Source organism: Sedimentibacter sp. zth1 (genome assembly GCF_017352195.1).
Lineage (GTDB): Bacteria > Bacillota > Clostridia > Tissierellales > Sedimentibacteraceae > UBA1535.
Genome location: NZ_CP071445.1, coordinates 1,434,995 through 1,451,754, shown reverse-complemented (window position 1 = coordinate 1,451,754; position 16,760 = coordinate 1,434,995). Strand labels below are relative to the sequence as shown.

The window sequence follows — 16,760 nt, the reverse complement described above, 5'->3', positions numbered from 1 at the left end:
TCTCCCTCTATTTATTATATATTTTATTTTAATTTGGATCAAATGAAAGATATCATTTGGTCCAATTTTTTTGCCTAAAAAGATTAACTTAATAGCCGCAATTGAACAATATATTAATACAATGTTATGCTGTGTGTAGGGGATAACGTGGAATATGTATGTAAGTTAAAAAATATAGGTAAGTACTATCATACTATAGTAAATGAGACTAAAGCTATTAATAATATATCACTAGAGGTAAAAAAAGGTGAAATAGTTTCTATTGTTGGTCCATCAGGATGTGGAAAATCAACAGTTCTTTCTATAATTGCAGGCTTTGAGGAGCCTTCATATGGTGAGGTTTATATAGAGAGTAATAATATAGGGTTTATGTTTCAAAAAGATCAATTATATGAATGGAGAACAATACTAAATAACTGTCTTTAGGTTCAGAAATTAAGAACGAAAAATCAAAAGATAAAACAAATAAAGTTAAATTAATGCTTGAAAAGTATGGGTTAGAAAAATTCGAGAATTATTATCCAAGACAACTTTCAGGAGGTATGAGACAAAGGGCGGCATTAGCTAGAATTTCTGAACCTTATCTATATTATCTAAAATAGGTTTCAATGCATTTAGGCATTCATCCAAATACTTTCCTTTATTTTTAACTATCATTCCTATTGACAGTAACATATGTAACCTCCGTATAATTTTTACATATTAATTATATATTTTTCATAATTTAAAATTTTCTTTTAATTATATCATAATCGACATTCTGTATCAAATTTTTTGAATATCTAAATGTGTTGAATTTATTCATACTCAGTACAATATAAAAATATAATATATAATAAAAATAGTTGGAGGACGTCTAATTTATGAAAATAGTAATACTAGCTGGTGGATTAGGTACAAGAATAAGTGAAGAATCACATCTTAAACCAAAGCCAATGATTGAAATAGGTAACAGACCAATACTATGGCATATTATGAAGATATATTCACATTATGGATACAACGACTTTGTGATTTGTTGCGGATACAAGGGTTATATGATAAAAGAATACTTTGCAGATTATTATTTGCATTGTTCAGATGTAACTTTCGATTTTACAGATGAAAATAAAATAATAATACATAACAATATAGCTGAACCATGGAGGGTAACATTAGTGGATACCGGATTAAATACTCAAACTGGTGGTAGGATAAAAAGAATTCAAAAATATATTGGTGATGAAACATTTATGCTCACATATGGAGACGGAGTAAGTGATGTTAACATAAATAAACTTGTTGAATATCATAAAGAGAATGAAAAACTTGCAACAATGACAGCAATACAGCCTGGTGGAAGATTTGGTGTTTTAGATATAAATGATAGTAATCAAGTATGTAAATTTGCTGAAAAAACTAAAGAAGCTGGTGGATGGATAAATGCTGGTTTTATGGTATTAGAACATAATGTTTTTGATTACCTATCAGAAGACGAAGACTGTATTTTTGAAAGAAAACCATTGGAAAATTTAGCAAAGGACGGACAACTTCAGGCATACAAATATGATGGCTTTTGGCAGTGTATGGATACTCAAAGAGATAAAATGCAGTTAGAAAACTTGTTAGTACAAAAAAATGCTCCATGGGTGGTATGGTAAATATGATAAATCAAGGATTTTGGAAAAATAAAAATGTTTTTATAACAGGGCATACTGGATTTAAAGGATCATGGTTATCATTTTGGCTAATTATGATGGGTGCTAAAGTTAGCGGATATGCTTTGAAGCCTAATTCACAGCCATCACTATTTGAAATCTTAAAGCTCAACGATAAGGTTAATTCTAATATAGGTGATATAAATGATCTTAAAGAATTAAACAAGGTTGTTAAAATGGTAAAACCTGATATTGTGTTTCATATGGCAGCTCAGCCTATTGTAAGAGAATCTTATAATGATCCCATATATACTTTTAATACAAATATAATGGGAACAGCTAATCTGTTTGAATCAATCAGAGATATAGAAAATGTCAAGGCAATAGTAAATATTACTACAGATAAAGTATATAAGAATAATGAGTGGGATTGGCCATATCGTGAAATTGATGTATTAGGGGGAAATGATCCATATTCATGTAGTAAAGCATGTTCAGAGCTTATAACAAACTCCTATAGAGAATCATTTTATAAAGAAAAGTATAATACCTTAATTGCAACAGCAAGAGCCGGAAATGTTATAGGTGGTGGTGATTGGGCAAGCGACAGAATAATTCCAGATTGCATTCGAGCATTTAAAAATGATACACCTGTTATTATAAGAAATAAGTTTTCTATAAGACCATGGCAACATGTTTTAGAGCCATTATCAGGATATTTAGTACTTGCACAGAAATTGTATGAAGGTAATAAGTTATGTGCGGAAAGTTTCAATTTCGGGCCTAATATTGAGGATTGTATAAGTGTTGAAAAAGTGGTTGGTATGGCTTGTAAATATTGGGGCGAAAATGCAAAATTTGTTTGCCTTGAAGTACAGAATGGACCAAATGAATCTAAGTTATTAAAATTGGATTCATCTAAAACGATAAATAAGCTTGGCGTTACTCCCAAATGGAATGTTTATAAGAGTATCGAGGAGACAATAGAATGGTATAAATGCTTTTATGCCAATAATAATATATTTAAGTTTACTGAAAATCAAATTAATAATTTTATAAGAGGATAATATGGAAGAAGAAAAATCGCGTGGTGATATATTAGAGCTAGTAAAAAAATATTATGAGCAATATCATAAAAAAAATGACAATTTTGTAGAGGGAGAAAAAATCTCATATGGTGGTAGGGTATACGATGAAGAAGAAATTTGTAATGCTGTGGAAGCTTCATTGGATTTCTGGCTAACAACAGGAAAATATACAGATAAATTTGAAAGGGAATTCGCAAAATTTTTAGATGTGAAATATTGTTCATTGGTTAATTCGGGTTCATCTGCAAATCTACTTGCCTTTATGGCATTGACATCACCCTTGTTAAAAAATAGAGCAATAAAAAAAGGCGATGAAGTTATAACAGTTGCAGCAGGATTTCCTACAACAGTAGCACCAATGATACAGTTTGGTGCAATACCGGTATTTTTAGATATTACAATTCCACAATATAATATTGATTGTACAATGCTAGAAAAAGCATTATCAGAAAAGACAAAAGCCATAATGATAGCTCACACACTAGGAAATCCTTTTAACTTAAAATATGTGAGGGATTTTTGCAATAAGCATAATTTATGGCTAATTGAAGATAATTGTGATGCCTTAGGTTCAAAATATTATCTAGATGGAAAAGAAGTGTATACAGGAACTGTTGGGGATATTGGAACTTCAAGCTTTTACCCACCACATCATATTACAATGGGTGAAGGCGGAGCTGTTTATACAAACAACCCACTGCTTAATAAAATAGTTAACTCATTTAGAGATTGGGGAAGAGACTGTTGTTGTAAATCTGGTCAAGATAATATGTGTGGTCATAGATTTGATAAGCAGTATGGTGAGTTACCACTTGGATATGACCATAAGTATGTGTACTCGCATTTTGGTTACAATCTAAAGGCAACTGATATACAGGCGTCTATAGGCTGTGCACAGCTTAAAAAACTACCTGAGTTTATAAAGATAAGAAGAGAAAACTTTAGTTATTTAATAAATGAGTTAGAGTGTTTGAAAGATAAAGTTATTTTACCTGAGAGGGAAGAAAATTCAAAACCAAGTTGGTTTGGATTTTTGTTAACTTGTAAAAATGGTGTAAATAGAAATAATGTTGTTCGATTTTTAGAGAATAATGGAATTCAAACAAGGATGTTATTTGCAGGTAATCTTATTAAGAATCCATGCTTTGACGAAATGAGAAAAACTGAAACTGGATATAGAGTTATTGGTGATCTTGAAAACACAGATATTGTTTTAAATAATTCATTTTGGATAGGAGTTTATCCAGGTATGGATAAAGATAGATTAGATTATATGGTTGCAAAAATAAAAGAAAGTATAAAACAATAAATTTAAAACAAAATAATTTTATTTTTATTGATTGGATAGGAGGATTATGTTAGCTAATAAAGAACTGCCAGTCCAAATCATGGATACGATTGATATAATTTTAGAAGCATGCAATTATTTATTGGATGAGGCATATGAAAATTCATATACAATGTTTATATCTAGGAGCAATGATATTTCGAAAGGCTTGGATTTAATATATAGCTCTACAATAGACTTGAAAGAAGAAACAATAATTAATATACCAAGAATGTGTAAAAATATAACATACTCATTGCAAGAAATAATAAAATACTATGATAAAGATATTATAAAGCTAAAAAACAAATTAGAATATGAGCTGATTCCATTAGTAAAAGATATGAAGCAAGACTTTTATTATTGGTGCTGTGTATATCCGGACGAAGAAAAATTAATAAACTATTATGAGAGTGAAAGAATACCTTTATCTTGTAACGAATATGTAGATAATTATGAGAAAAGAGATCAATATAAATATGATTTATCAATAATTATAATTGCATATAACAAATTGGATTATACAAAATTATGTGTAAACAGTTTATTGAAACATCTGCCTAAAAATATTAATTATGAAATTATCCTTATAAATCATGGTTCTACGGATGGAACTAAGGAATACTTTGAATCACTTCATCCTACAAAACAATTAGATATTTTGGAAAATGGATGGGGTCTATCAGCAGTAAAAAGAATTGTTGAAGGAAAATATGTTTTAGCTATTAGCAATGACGTCTTAGTTACTGAAAATGCTATAAGCAATATGTTGAAATGTATAAAGAGTGATAATAAAATCGCAAAAGTTGTACCAACAACAACCAATGTTTCTAATTTTCAGTCTATTGTACGCAACTTTTCAAATTTAGATAAAATGTATGAATTTTCAAGTGAAAATAACGTTTCAGATATGTTTAGATGGGAGCAAAGAACAAGGTTATGTGATCCTATTTCACTATCAAGTTCAAAAATTTTTTATTCATCAAGTGGCGTAATTCCTGCAACTTATTATATTGGTACTAATCTTCAATTGTTTCCGGACGACAAGTGTAGTTTGATATTGAGAAGAAACGGCTATAAATTACTTTTAGCAAAAGATTCATTCTGTTATCATTTTGGTAGTATAACATTAAGGGACGAAATAAAAAAATCCAATGAACATGAATACTATAATGAGGGAAGAAAAAGTTTTGCAAAAACATTTGGTGTAGATGCATGGGGAACGGGTTTTTGTTGGGATTATTATTTATTTGAACAGTTGAAATGTGATTGTACAGGGCATGTTGATGTTCTTGGAATTAATTGTGGAATGGGTAGTAATTCATTAAAGGTTCGTGAAAAGATAAAGGAAGATGTTAAAAATTTAGATGTATATTTATATAATGTAACAGATGAAATGGAATATTATAAGGATTTAGTTGGAATTTCAGATAGAAGTGATTATTTTAACAATTGTTATGATAGTATTGAAAAAATAGAAGGAAAATATAATTATATAATATTTGATGGAAATATAGAAAAATATAAAAATATTTTATCTATGCTTCAAAATATATTTGATAAATTATTGAAGCAAAATGGTTATTTGTGTATAAAGACTAAAAATAGTAATATTATTAGTAATTTGAAATTTGAATATGAAAAAATTACAACTACTGAAAATTGGATTATATTAAGCAAAAATTCGAAAGTACAATATTGAAGGGAGAAATTTATGAAATATGCAAATTATATATTTAATGCGCGTGGTGTAAACAATCTTGGTGATAACATGCAAATAATAACTATTGATAAGATCTATGAGTATATGAAAATACCAAAGGAAGATATTATTTATATAGATAAAAATAAAACAGGTACTTATAATGGGGAATATGTAATTCTTCCTGTATCTATGCCACTGATTGATTATGTTGAGGGAGGAATATGCAATAGATTTTCTGACCATATAATACCAGTTTTTATTGGATTGACATTAGCTAAGGATTCATTGTTGCCTCAGGAAGTAAGCTACTTAAAAAAATATGAACCAATAGGTTGTCGCGATGAAAGGACATTGTCGACAGTAAGAGCATATGGTATAGATTCATATTTGCATGGCTGTATAACTGCTTTATTGCCAAAACGAGAAAATAACGATGGCGAAAAAGTATTTATAGTAGATGTTTGCGATGAGTTATTAGAATTTATACCTGAAGATATTAAGAAGGATGCGATATATTTATCACATATGCATGCTGAACATATTGAAGATCCAAAATATATGGCAATGGAATATTATGAAAAATATAAAAATGATGCAAGATTAGTTATAACATCACTTTTACATTGTTCAGTACCGTGTATGGCAGCTGGAATACCGGTTGTTTTGGCTAAAAAGTATATATCATATAGATTTGGATGGTTGGATAAATTATTGCCAATATATAATATAAATAATTTTAAAGACATAGATTGGAATCCACAGACGATTGAATATGAAGAACATAAAAAAATTATTATGGATATAACCATAGACAGATTAAGAAATACTTTCAATAAGTATAGTAAAGTTTGCGATTTAAGTTGGTTTTACGAAGATAGACAAAAAAATGAATATATAGTTGATGCATTTGAATCAATAAAACAATTTATAGATAGCAAATTTATTGATAAGGATTTTCCATATGAGTATTCTATATGGGGATTAACACAAATGTCTGAATTAACAGTTAGCTATATCAGAAAAAAATGTCCTAATGCTATACTTAAACACGTTTATGATAAATATAAAAGAGTTTATTTTGCAGGTAAAATTTCGCAAAACCCTGAGAAAATAGTAGATAATCCAAATGAAATTATAATTGTAACAACAAATGGTGCGAAAAAGATGGCATTAGAATTGTTTGATGCCTTAAATAAAAGTAAAGATTCATACGTCTTTTTTGAACCAATAAAATAATAAAAAGGACGTGATAATTTTGTTTAATGGTAAAAGAATAATAATTACAGGTGGCACAGGTTCTTTTGGACAATGTTTTACAAGAAGATTGATAGAAAATTATGATTTTGAGAGACTTATAGTTTTTTCAAGAGATGAATATAAGCAATTTAATATGAAAAATAAATTAATTGAAAAGTATGGAGAAGAGAAGACAAAAAAAATAAGATTTTTTATTGGAGATGTTAGAGATAAGGATAGAGTTAAAAGGGCATTTTATGCTGTTGATTATGTAATACATGCTGCAGCAATGAAACAAGTACCAACTTGCGAATATAACCCTTTTGAGGCAATTAAAACAAATATTCACGGAGCACAAAATGTCGTTGATGCAGCTATAGACCAAAAAGTTAAAAAGGTAGTAGCTTTATCTACAGATAAAGCTGTAAATCCTATAAACCTATATGGAGGAACTAAATTAGTTTCAGATAAGTTATTTATATCAGCAAATGCATATACAGCATCTAAACAAACTGTTTTTTCTATAGTTAGATATGGTAATGTAGCTGGTAGCAGAGGTTCAGTAATACCATATTTTAAAAATATAATTGAGTCAGGAGAAAGAAGTCTTCCTATAACAGATAAAAGAATGACTAGATTTTGGATTACACTTAATGAGGGAGTAGATTTAGTTATAAAAGCATTGGAGCAATCGAAGGGTGGAGAAACATATATTTCTAAAATACCTTCATTTAAAATTACTGATTTAGCAAAAGCAATAGGTGGAGATGATATTGAGCTTAGAGAAGTTGGAATAAGAGAAGGTGAAAAACTACATGAAGTAATGATTACATCAGATGATTCAACGACTACTTATGAATATGATAAACATTATATTATTTATCCACATTTTGATTGGTGGAATATTGAAAATTACTATGCAAAAGGTGGCAGACTTATTGAACAAGGATTTGAGTACAATTCAGGTACAAATACGCAATGGCTTTCTGTAGAACAATTAAGAAAATTGTTAATAAATGTATAGTTGAATTATTATGTATATAGGAGAAATAAATTGAAATTATCAGATTATATAATGAGTTATTTAGAGAATTACGGAGTAAAAGATGTGTTTTTAATATCTGGTGGAGGAATGATGCATTTACTAGATTCAGTAGGAAAAAGCAATATTAATGTTATTTGCAATTTTAATGAGCAAGCATCTTCTATTTGTGCAGATAGTTATGGAAAGTTTACAAATAAATTAGGCGTATGCATGCTTACTACAGGTCCAGGTTCAACTAATGCTATAACAGGAATATCAGCTGCATATTTAGATTCAACTCCCGTATTAGCTATTTCAGGACAATGTAAAACTCAGGATAGTGCTAGGCTTAGAGGTGTCAGACAGTATGGAGCACAAGAAGTAGATATTATTTCAATGGTAAAAAGTACTACTAAATATGCGGTTCAAATAACAGATAAAAACTCAATTCGTTACCACCTTCAAAAGGCGGTTTATTTAGCTACGCACAGAAGGAAAGGACCTGTATGGCTAGATATTCCTTTAGATATCCAATCAGCACAAGTAAATATAGAAGATTTATATGAGTTCTACCCTGAAAAAGAAAAGCTTGAATATACAATCGATAAAGACGGATTTAATACATCAGTAGAAAAGGTTTATGAATTGCTAAAGAATAGTAAAAGACCTGTATTTTTGGTAGGTGGTGGTGTTGTTGGTGCAGGTGCTAAGAACACTATAAAAGCATTAATAGAAAAACTCAAAGTGCCTGTATTAAACACATGGAGATCAAAAGATATTTTTGAAGAAGATTATCCATATTATTTTGATTCACCGGGAATACCTGCTAAAAGGTATTCAAACTATATTTTACAAAATAGTGATTTATTGATTATAATTGGAACAAGGTTAAATGCTGCTTTGACTGCATATGATGAAGTTAATTTTGGACCTAATGCAAAAAAGGTTATAGTTGATATAGATGAAAACGAGTTGAATAAATTTAAAATGAAATTTGAATTATCAATACAAGCTGATGCAAGTGAATTCATTGATATGATGTTAGAAAAAAGTAGTGAATATATTTTGCCACATTATGATGTATGGATAAAATATTGTATGGATATAAAAGCTAAATACCCTTTAAACAAGGAAATTCAGCCTAATGATAACGAAGGTTTTACAGATGGTTATAGATTTGCAGAAAAATTATCATCATATTTTACAGAACATGATGTTTTTGTAGGTTCATCGTCCGGTAGAACATGCGGTATTTCACACATGGCTGTAAAGCTTAAAAAGGGACAAAGGTTTATTTCTTCAATGGGATTAGGCTCGATGGGTTTTGTAGTACCATCTACTATAGCAAGCTGTATAGCAAGTGGTAGACATAGAACAATTGCATTGGAAGGTGATGGTAGCCTTCAACACAATATTCAGGAACTACAGTTGATAAAAAATTATAATTTACCAATAAAACTGTTTGTGCTATCAAACAGTGGCTATGCTTCCATATATATGATGCAAAAAAATAACTTCAAAAGTAATTTTACAGCTTGTAATGAAGTATCAGGATTAAACTTTCCTAAGGTTAATGATGTTGCAAAAACATATGGACTAGATTATTATAAAATTGAAAACAATGAGCAAATAGACGGTGTCTTAAAACAAGTTATGAATGATGAAAGACCAGTATTATGTGAAGTAATGTCATCCGTATACTTTGATGAAATACCAAAATCAATGACTATTGTTAATAAGGATGGAACATTTTCATCTTCAAAATTAGAAAATTTGTATCCATTTTTATCAGAGCAGGAAGTAAAAGAAAATATGCTAATATAGGTGATTATATGAAGAATATACTATTAATAGGTGGAAGCGGATTCATTGGAGCAAATATTTATAAAATGCTTAAAAATAAGTACAATTTTCACATTCCTATTTCAAAACAGCTGGATATTTGTAAACTTGATGATTTAATAACATATATTAAATTAAACGAAATAGATATTGTAATTAATACAGCTGTATATAATAAGAGAGATATAAATCCGGATATAGAGCTATATAAAAACATAAAAATGACTGCAAATATAGAGAATATATCAAATTTAGTAGAAAAAGTATTATACTTTGGTTCAGGTGCTGAATATGATAAAAGGTTTCCAATAAAGGATGTTTCAGAAGAATTGTTCGGACAAAAAATACCAGATAATGCTTATGGATTATCTAAATATAATGCAAATTTGATAGCAAGAAATTCTAAAAATATATATAACTTAAGATTATTTGGAGTTTTTGGTCCATATGAGAATTGGAGAAGTTGCTTTATTTCAAATATTTGTTGCAAGGCTATTTTTGAATTACCATTAAGTATAAGACAGGATTGTGAATTTGATTATATGTTTATAGATGATTTAGTTAATATTGTAGACCTGTTTATATCTTCAACACCTAAACATCATGATTATAATGTAGTTTCTGGTAATACAATACGTTTAACTGATATAGTTGAGAAAATTATGAAAATATCAGGCAAGGAACTTCCGATAAATATTTTAAAGAATGGACATAATTTACCATATACAGCAAGCAATATACGTCTTAAAAATGAATTTGACGTAAAGATTAGTCTAATAGACGATTCAATTGCAAAATTATATAATTGGTATGATTTAAATAGAAAAATAATTGATTACGATATATTAAAAAATACAAAATGATTTATTAATGGAGATAATAATGAAAATTTTAGTTATAGGATCTAGTGGTATGCTAGGACATATGGTCACTTTATATTTAATAAATATGGGATATGATGTAATTAATATATCAAAGAGTAGAAAAGTTAATGAAAAAACTATATTAGTTGATGTTCTAGATAATAAAAGTTTAAATATGATATTAAATTATGATTTTGATTATATAATTAATTGTGCTGCTATATTAGTGAAAAAAAGTGAGGAAAATAAAACTAATGCTATTATGTTAAATTCTTATTTTCCACATAAGCTTGCAGAGTTATTGAAAAATACTAAAACTCGTATAATACAAGTTAGTTCTGATGGGGTATTTTCAGGATTAAATGCGCCTTATGACGAGGATAGTTTAACTGATTCTAATACATTTTATGGCAAAACTAAAATATTAGGTGAACTTATAGATGACAAAAATCTAACTATTAGAACAAGTATAGTTGGTCCGGATTTATATGATGGTGTTGGATTGTTTAATTGGTTCGTTAACCAAAATGCAGTTGTGAATGGATATAAAAATACTCTATTTAATGCTGTTACTACTTTAGAATTTGCTAAATTTATTGAAGTAATTATTAGAAATCCAATAAGTGGAGTTTATCATTTATGCTCAAATCAAACTATGTCAAAAGCTGATTTTATAAGCATGGTTAAAGAAGAATTTAATTTAAAAAACATTACAATTAATAAAATAGAAAATAATTTTACTGATAATTCTTTAAAATCCAATAGGGAAGATATAGATTATATACAAAAAAGTTATTTCTGCATGATTAAAGAACTGAAACAATACATGATTAATAATAAAGAAATATATAGAAATTATAAATTTTTAAGGAGTTTAAATGTATGAAAATTATTAAAATAGGAGAAAAAGAAATAAGTATGCTTAACAAGCCATACTTTGTTGCAGATATAGCAGCCAATCACGACGGTAGTTTACAAAGAGCATTTAAATTAATTGAATTAGCTAAAGAAGCTGGTGCTGATGCGGCCAAGTTTCAAAATTTCAAAGCAAGTACTATCGTTAGTCGTAATGGATTTGATAGTATGAATGGACAATTATCACATCAAAAGAATTGGAAAAAATCAGTTTATGATGTTTATGAAGATGCAAGTATTTCAGTTGATTGGACACCATTACTAAAGAAAAAGTGTGAAGAAGTTGGAATCGAATATCTAACAAGCCCTTATGATTTCCATAATGTAGATATTGCTGATAAGTATTCTAATTGTTTTAAGATAGGTTCTGGAGATATTACCTGGAAAGAAATTGTAGAATATATAGCCAAAAAAGGTAAACCAGTTTTATTAGCGACAGGTGCTTCTAGCATTGAAGATGTTGAAAGAGCTGTAAACACAATAGAAATGTATAATGAAAATCTAATATTGATGCAATGTAATACTAACTACACAGCAAATGATGATAATTATAATTATATTAATTTAAATGTTTTAAGGACTTATAAAGAAAAGTTTCCTAATGCGATTTTAGGTTTATCAGATCACACATATGGCTACGAAACAGTTTTAGGAGCAATTGCATTAGGAGCAAGAGTTATAGAAAAACATTTTACTGACGATAATAATAGAATTGGTCCCGACCATAAATTTTCAATGAATCCTACTACTTGGTGCGAAATGGTTATTTCAGCAAATAAATTATATAATGCATTAGGTGACGGTATAAAAAAAATAGAAAGTAACGAAAAAGAAACATCTGTTGTGCAAAGAAGGGCATTATATTTTAAATATAACTTTTCAAAAGGACATATTTTAACTAAGGAAGATATTTTCCCTCTTAGACCAATAAGAAATGGTCAAATACCACCATATGATATAGAAAAATTAATTGGGAAAAGTCTTGTTAAGGATGTTTATGCAGATGAAGCTATAACTTGGGGTGATGTTGAATGATTAGTGGAAATAAGGTAAAAATAAAAGCTATTGAGAAAGAAGATTTGGAACAACTTATGGAGTGGAGAAATCTTCCGGAATTTAGGAAGTATTTCAGAGAATATAGAGATATAAATGAAAATATGCAAAATAAATGGTTTGAAAATACTGTTGTGAATGATAAAAATACAATTATGTTCTCTATATTTGATAATTGTACTAAAAAATTAATAGGATGTTGTGGTTTGTGTTATATTAACTGGGTTCATAGATATGCGGATCTTTCACTATATATTGGGATAGATGAATGTTATATTGATGATTGTGGATATGCAGAGGAAGCATGTAAATTATTATTTGATTATGGCTTTAATGAACTCAATCTTAATAAAATTTGGACGGAAATTTATGAATTTGATCATAAGAAAAAAGCTTTATATGACAAGTTAGGATTTAATCAAGACGGATTATTAAGACAAAATTATTTCTATGAAGGTAGATGGTGGGCTTCTAGAATTATATCATTATTATCAAGTGAATTTAATACACACTAACAATTGTTACAAAAACTTAACAATCATCATGTTTAAATTTAACAATTTAGTGTATATTAGTAATATAAAGAATTCCCCCTCTATTTATTATGTATTTTATTTAAATTTGGATCAAATGAAAGGTAGCATTTGGTCCAATTTTTTTGCCTAAAAAGATTAACTTAATAGCTGCAAGCGAATAATATATTAATACAATGTTATGCTGTGTGGAGGGGATAACGTGGAATATGTATGTAAGTTAAAAAATATAGGCAAGTACTATCATACTATAGTAAATGAGACTAAAGCTATTGATAATATATCACTAGAGGTAAAAAAAGGTGAAATAGTATCTATTGTTGGTCCATCAGGATGTGGGAAATCAACAATTCTTTCTATAATTGCAGGCTTTGAGGAGCCTTCATATGGTGAGGTTTATATAGAGAGTAATAATATAGGGTTTATGTTTCAAAAAGATCAATTATATGAATGGAGAACAATACTAAATAACTGCCTTATAGGTTTAGAAATTAAGAACAAGAAATCAAAAGATAACATAAATAAAGTTAAATTAATGCTTGAAAAGTATGGGTTAGAAAAATTCGAGAATTATTATCCAAGACAACTTTCAGGAGGGATGAGACAACGGGCGGCATTAGCTAGAACATTAGCTATTGAGCCTGATATATTGTTGTTAGATGAACCTTTCTCAGCATTAGATTATCAAACAAGATTATCAGTTGGCAACGATGTGGGTACTATACTTAGAAAAGAGAAAAAAACAACAATTTTAGTTACACATGATATACCTGAAGCCGTAAGTATGTCAGATAGAGTGATAGTATTAACGGCTAGACCTGCATGTATAAAAAAAGAGTTTCATATATACTTTGACTTAGAAGATGATGAAAGGACACCAATGAATTGTCGTAATAATCATAAATTTGGCGGATATTTCAATGATATATGGAAGGAGTTGGAGCTCGGTGAGTAATTTCTCAAAAGAACATAAAAAATATTTATTAAATATTAAAAGGGATACAAAAATTGTTCGAATTAGTCAGATACTAATATTTGTTTTATTTTTTGGTATATGGCAGATTAGTGCATCATTTGGATTAATAGATACATTTTTGACAAGTAGTCCACTTAAAATAGTAAGCATGGTTAAGACCTTTATTAGCAATGGAAGTTTGCTAAACCATATATATGTATCAACAATGGAAACAATTGCAGGATTTCTACTTGGTACAATAGTTGGAATTGTAGTAGCAATTTTATTGTGGATGTCTAAAAGATCAGCTAGAATTTTTGAACCTTATCTTATTGTTTTAAATAGCCTTCCCAAAACAGCCCTTGCACCTATAATTATACTTTGGGCAGGTGCTGGATTCTCAGGTATTGTAGTAACTGCAGCATCTATTTCTGTAGTTGTAACAACACTTAGTGTTTATACGGGGTTTATAAACGTTGAACAGGATAAAGTTACATTGTTAAAATCATTTGGCGCAAATAAACTTCAAATACTTCATAAACTTATTATACCAGCTAATATTCCAATGCTATTAAGTGTTATAAAGGTTAATATTGGACTATCATGGGTTGGAGTAATAGTTGGAGAATTTCTTGTATCAAAGGCGGGAATAGGTTATTTGATAGTGTATGGTAGCCAAGTATTTAAACTCGATTTAGTGATGATGGGCGTGTTTGTATTAGCTATAATTGCTGCAGTAATGTATTATGTAGCACTGTTGCTAGAAAAAAAATTAATAAAATACTAGGGGGAGGTGGATCCCCCCTAATTTATTGTGATAATGTTATTCTCTAATTATTTTTAAAAGCATTTTTGTTAATGAATGTTTCTCTTTACTATTTGCTTTATGCCACATTTCGTAGAAAAGTTTCTCAGGTTCTGTATCTGGTGAAGTTGTTAAAATAGTAAAAGAAATAATTGGTTTAATGCATTTTTCAATTGTACTCTCAGGCAAATTAGTATCATGTGAATACTTAATAATCTTATTTAGTTTATCTTTCCACTTTTTGGAGTCTATGTATACATTGTGCAACATGCTCATTCCTTTCGTAATAGTATGATATTATTTTTTACTATTTATTAAAAAATATTCATATTTTTGTACAAGTATATCTAATTATGCAAGAAACATTGACATTAATATTATAGTATATTATAATTATGTACTATATAGTAGTATATTTATACTACAAAATTCATTTTAAACGGAGTGTGATTAATTAATGGACGGTGACGGGATTAGTCTGGTCATTGCGTTATTTGCTTTAATTTGTTTGTCTTCTTATTTTTCAGCAACAGAGACTGCATTTACTAGCTTTAACAAAATCAGAATTAAAAATTTAGCTAATATGGGAGATAAAAAGGCCCAAAGTGTTTTGGATATATCAGAAAAATATGATAAACTTCTATCTACAATACTTATTGGAAATAATATTGTAAATATTACTTCTGCATCATTAGCAACAATATTGTTTACTAGGTGGTTTCCAAATTCAGGTGTAACAGTTTCTACGGTAGTAATGACAGTATTGGTTTTAATATTTGGAGAAATTACTCCAAAGACATTGGCAAAAGAATATCCGGAAAAATTTGTATTAGCAACAGTAGGTATTATTAAATTTTTTAGTATTATTTTAGCACCACTTAACTTTGTTTTTTCTTTAGTTAGAAAAGTATTAGATAAGTTAATTAAGAAAAAGGTAGAACCGTCAATAACTGAGGAAGAATTAAAAACTATTATTGATGAAGTAGAAAGTGAGGGTGTTATAAATAAGCATGAGAGTGAGCTTATTCGTTCAGCTATAGAATTTGATGATGTTAATGCTGAAGATATTTATACACCAAGAATTGATGTTATAGCTATAGAAGAAAATGATTCTTTAGAACATGTCAAACAAATTTTTGTTGAGAATGGTTTTTCAAGATTACCTGTTTATAAAGAAACCATAGATCATATAGTCGGTGTAATACATGAAAAAGATTTTTATAAGGCTCTTAGTAAAGAAAAATCCGGTATAAAATCAATTATTAGTAATGTATTGTATGTTATGCCAAACAAAAAAATATCAAGCTTATTGAGAGAATTGCAACAATCTAAAACACATATGGCTATAGTTGTTGATGAGTATGGAGGAACTGAAGGATTAGTTACATTAGAGGATATCATAGAAGAACTTGTTGGTGATATTTGGGATGAACATGATGAAATATTAACACATTTTAGAAAGTTAGACGATAATAAATATATTGTTTCGTGTAATGCAGACATAGAAGATATGGTTGAATATCTTGAATTAGGAATTGATTATGACGATGATGATTATTCTACTGTTAATGGTTGGGTAGTCAAGAACTTTGATAGGATTCCTGAAGAGGGAGATTTAATAGAAATAGATAATTTAAAGATTACTGTTACAAAGGCAGAATCTAAACGTGTTAATGAAATTTGTGTTCAGAAATTTTAAAATAAATTATAGGCTTCTTTTTATAGTAAGGAGCTTTTTTTATGCAAACAGTTAGTTTTAGAGATATAAAAAACTATA

Annotated in this window: 17 protein-coding genes; 16 read left to right on the top strand and 1 reads right to left on the bottom strand. The window is 28.6% G+C overall.

Features of this window, described 5'->3' with window-relative positions:
- Positions 1–147 precede the first annotated feature (147 nt).
- The 15 genes from JYG23_RS07375 (at position 148) to JYG23_RS07310 (ending at position 14,965) form a co-directional block, all read left to right on the top strand.
- Complete coding sequence (locus JYG23_RS07375) at positions 148–426, top strand: ATP-binding cassette domain-containing protein (RefSeq protein ID WP_207237799.1); 279 nt, start codon at positions 148–150, stop codon at positions 424–426.
- Positions 427–479: 53 nt separating this feature from the next.
- Entirely contained in the window at positions 480–602 is a 123-nt protein-coding gene (locus JYG23_RS15140) for a hypothetical protein (RefSeq protein WP_371818635.1), read from the top strand.
- A gap of 261 nt (positions 603–863) precedes the next feature.
- A complete protein-coding gene (gene rfbF, locus JYG23_RS07370; RefSeq protein ID WP_207237798.1) occupies positions 864–1,640 on the top strand; it encodes a glucose-1-phosphate cytidylyltransferase in 777 nt (258 codons plus the stop codon).
- A 2-nt stretch (positions 1,641–1,642) separates the two neighbouring features.
- The gene (gene rfbG / locus JYG23_RS07365; RefSeq protein ID WP_207237797.1) at positions 1,643–2,704 is read left to right on the top strand and encodes a CDP-glucose 4,6-dehydratase; all 1,062 of its coding nucleotides are present in this window, start codon (positions 1,643–1,645) and stop codon (positions 2,702–2,704) included.
- 1 nt (position 2,705) lies between these two features.
- Positions 2,706–4,034, top strand: coding sequence for a lipopolysaccharide biosynthesis protein RfbH (rfbH, locus tag JYG23_RS07360; RefSeq protein WP_207237796.1), 1,329 nt, complete (start codon positions 2,706–2,708; stop codon positions 4,032–4,034).
- Between the two features lie 46 nt (positions 4,035–4,080).
- Positions 4,081–5,754: a glycosyltransferase gene (locus JYG23_RS07355; RefSeq protein ID WP_207237795.1), complete on the top strand. Its 1,674-nt coding sequence runs from the start codon at positions 4,081–4,083 to the stop codon at positions 5,752–5,754.
- 12 nt (positions 5,755–5,766) lie between these two features.
- On the top strand, positions 5,767–6,993 hold the full coding sequence (locus tag JYG23_RS07350) for a polysaccharide pyruvyl transferase family protein (protein WP_207237794.1): 1,227 nt from the start codon (positions 5,767–5,769) through the stop codon (positions 6,991–6,993).
- A gap of 19 nt (positions 6,994–7,012) precedes the next feature.
- Positions 7,013–8,017 carry a UDP-N-acetylglucosamine 4,6-dehydratase (inverting) gene (gene pseB, locus JYG23_RS07345; RefSeq protein ID WP_207237793.1) on the top strand — a complete coding sequence of 335 codons (1,005 nt, stop codon included), beginning with the start codon at positions 7,013–7,015 and terminating at the stop codon, positions 8,015–8,017.
- Between the two features lie 30 nt (positions 8,018–8,047).
- Positions 8,048–9,841 carry a thiamine pyrophosphate-binding protein gene (locus tag JYG23_RS07340; protein WP_207237792.1) on the top strand — a complete coding sequence of 598 codons (1,794 nt, stop codon included), beginning with the start codon at positions 8,048–8,050 and terminating at the stop codon, positions 9,839–9,841.
- Positions 9,842–9,849: 8 nt separating this feature from the next.
- Positions 9,850–10,722 (top strand): NAD(P)-dependent oxidoreductase, encoded by an 873-nt coding sequence (locus JYG23_RS07335; RefSeq protein WP_207237791.1) that lies wholly within the window; start codon positions 9,850–9,852, stop codon positions 10,720–10,722.
- Between the two features lie 19 nt (positions 10,723–10,741).
- Positions 10,742–11,608 carry an SDR family oxidoreductase gene (locus tag JYG23_RS07330; RefSeq protein ID WP_207237790.1) on the top strand — a complete coding sequence of 289 codons (867 nt, stop codon included), beginning with the start codon at positions 10,742–10,744 and terminating at the stop codon, positions 11,606–11,608.
- Positions 11,605–12,672: an N-acetylneuraminate synthase family protein gene (locus tag JYG23_RS07325; RefSeq protein WP_207237789.1), complete on the top strand. Its 1,068-nt coding sequence runs from the start codon at positions 11,605–11,607 to the stop codon at positions 12,670–12,672. Before JYG23_RS07330 ends, JYG23_RS07325 begins: the two co-directional genes overlap by 4 nt.
- Positions 12,669–13,205, top strand: coding sequence for a GNAT family N-acetyltransferase (locus tag JYG23_RS07320; RefSeq protein ID WP_207237788.1), 537 nt, complete (start codon positions 12,669–12,671; stop codon positions 13,203–13,205). Before JYG23_RS07325 ends, JYG23_RS07320 begins: the two co-directional genes overlap by 4 nt.
- A 220-nt stretch (positions 13,206–13,425) precedes the next feature.
- Positions 13,426–14,178, top strand: a complete 753-nt coding sequence (locus JYG23_RS07315) for an ABC transporter ATP-binding protein (RefSeq protein WP_242631651.1) — start codon at positions 13,426–13,428, stop codon at positions 14,176–14,178.
- Entirely contained in the window at positions 14,144–14,965 is an 822-nt protein-coding gene (locus JYG23_RS07310) for an ABC transporter permease (RefSeq protein ID WP_207237786.1), read from the top strand. Before JYG23_RS07315 ends, JYG23_RS07310 begins: the two co-directional genes overlap by 35 nt.
- Before the next feature lie 36 nt (positions 14,966–15,001).
- Here JYG23_RS07310 and JYG23_RS07305 read toward each other — a convergent pair whose 3' ends face one another.
- Positions 15,002–15,253 (bottom strand): DUF3243 family protein, encoded by a 252-nt coding sequence (locus tag JYG23_RS07305; RefSeq protein WP_207237785.1) that lies wholly within the window; start codon positions 15,251–15,253, stop codon positions 15,002–15,004.
- A 187-nt stretch (positions 15,254–15,440) separates the two neighbouring features.
- Here JYG23_RS07305 and JYG23_RS07300 point away from each other — a divergent pair, with 187 nt between their 5' ends.
- Positions 15,441–16,682 carry an HlyC/CorC family transporter gene (locus JYG23_RS07300; RefSeq protein ID WP_207237784.1) on the top strand — a complete coding sequence of 414 codons (1,242 nt, stop codon included), beginning with the start codon at positions 15,441–15,443 and terminating at the stop codon, positions 16,680–16,682.
- The last annotated feature ends 78 nt before the right edge of the window (positions 16,683–16,760 follow it).

Bases quoted from the DNA above. Each gene is read 5' to 3' on its own strand.
- rfbG (WP_207237797.1), top strand. From the start codon at position 1,643: ATGATAAATCAAGGATTTTGGAAAAATAAAAATGTTTTTATAACAGGG.
- JYG23_RS07330 (WP_207237790.1), top strand. From the start codon at position 10,742: ATGAAAATTTTAGTTATAGGATCTAGTGGTATGCTAGGACATATGGTC.
- JYG23_RS07350 (WP_207237794.1), top strand. From the start codon at position 5,767: ATGAAATATGCAAATTATATATTTAATGCGCGTGGTGTAAACAATCTT.
- JYG23_RS07325 (WP_207237789.1), top strand. From the start codon at position 11,605: ATGAAAATTATTAAAATAGGAGAAAAAGAAATAAGTATGCTTAACAAG.
- JYG23_RS07320 (WP_207237788.1), top strand. From the start codon at position 12,669: ATGATTAGTGGAAATAAGGTAAAAATAAAAGCTATTGAGAAAGAAGAT.
- JYG23_RS07310 (WP_207237786.1), top strand. From the start codon at position 14,144: ATGATATATGGAAGGAGTTGGAGCTCGGTGAGTAATTTCTCAAAAGAA.
- JYG23_RS07305 (WP_207237785.1), bottom strand. From the start codon at position 15,253: ATGTTGCACAATGTATACATAGACTCCAAAAAGTGGAAAGATAAACTA.
- JYG23_RS07335 (WP_207237791.1), top strand. From the start codon at position 9,850: ATGAAGAATATACTATTAATAGGTGGAAGCGGATTCATTGGAGCAAAT.
- rfbF (WP_207237798.1), top strand. From the start codon at position 864: ATGAAAATAGTAATACTAGCTGGTGGATTAGGTACAAGAATAAGTGAA.
- JYG23_RS07355 (WP_207237795.1), top strand. From the start codon at position 4,081: ATGTTAGCTAATAAAGAACTGCCAGTCCAAATCATGGATACGATTGAT.
- JYG23_RS15140 (WP_371818635.1), top strand. From the start codon at position 480: ATGCTTGAAAAGTATGGGTTAGAAAAATTCGAGAATTATTATCCAAGA.
- JYG23_RS07300 (WP_207237784.1), top strand. From the start codon at position 15,441: ATGGACGGTGACGGGATTAGTCTGGTCATTGCGTTATTTGCTTTAATT.
- rfbH (WP_207237796.1), top strand. From the start codon at position 2,706: ATGGAAGAAGAAAAATCGCGTGGTGATATATTAGAGCTAGTAAAAAAA.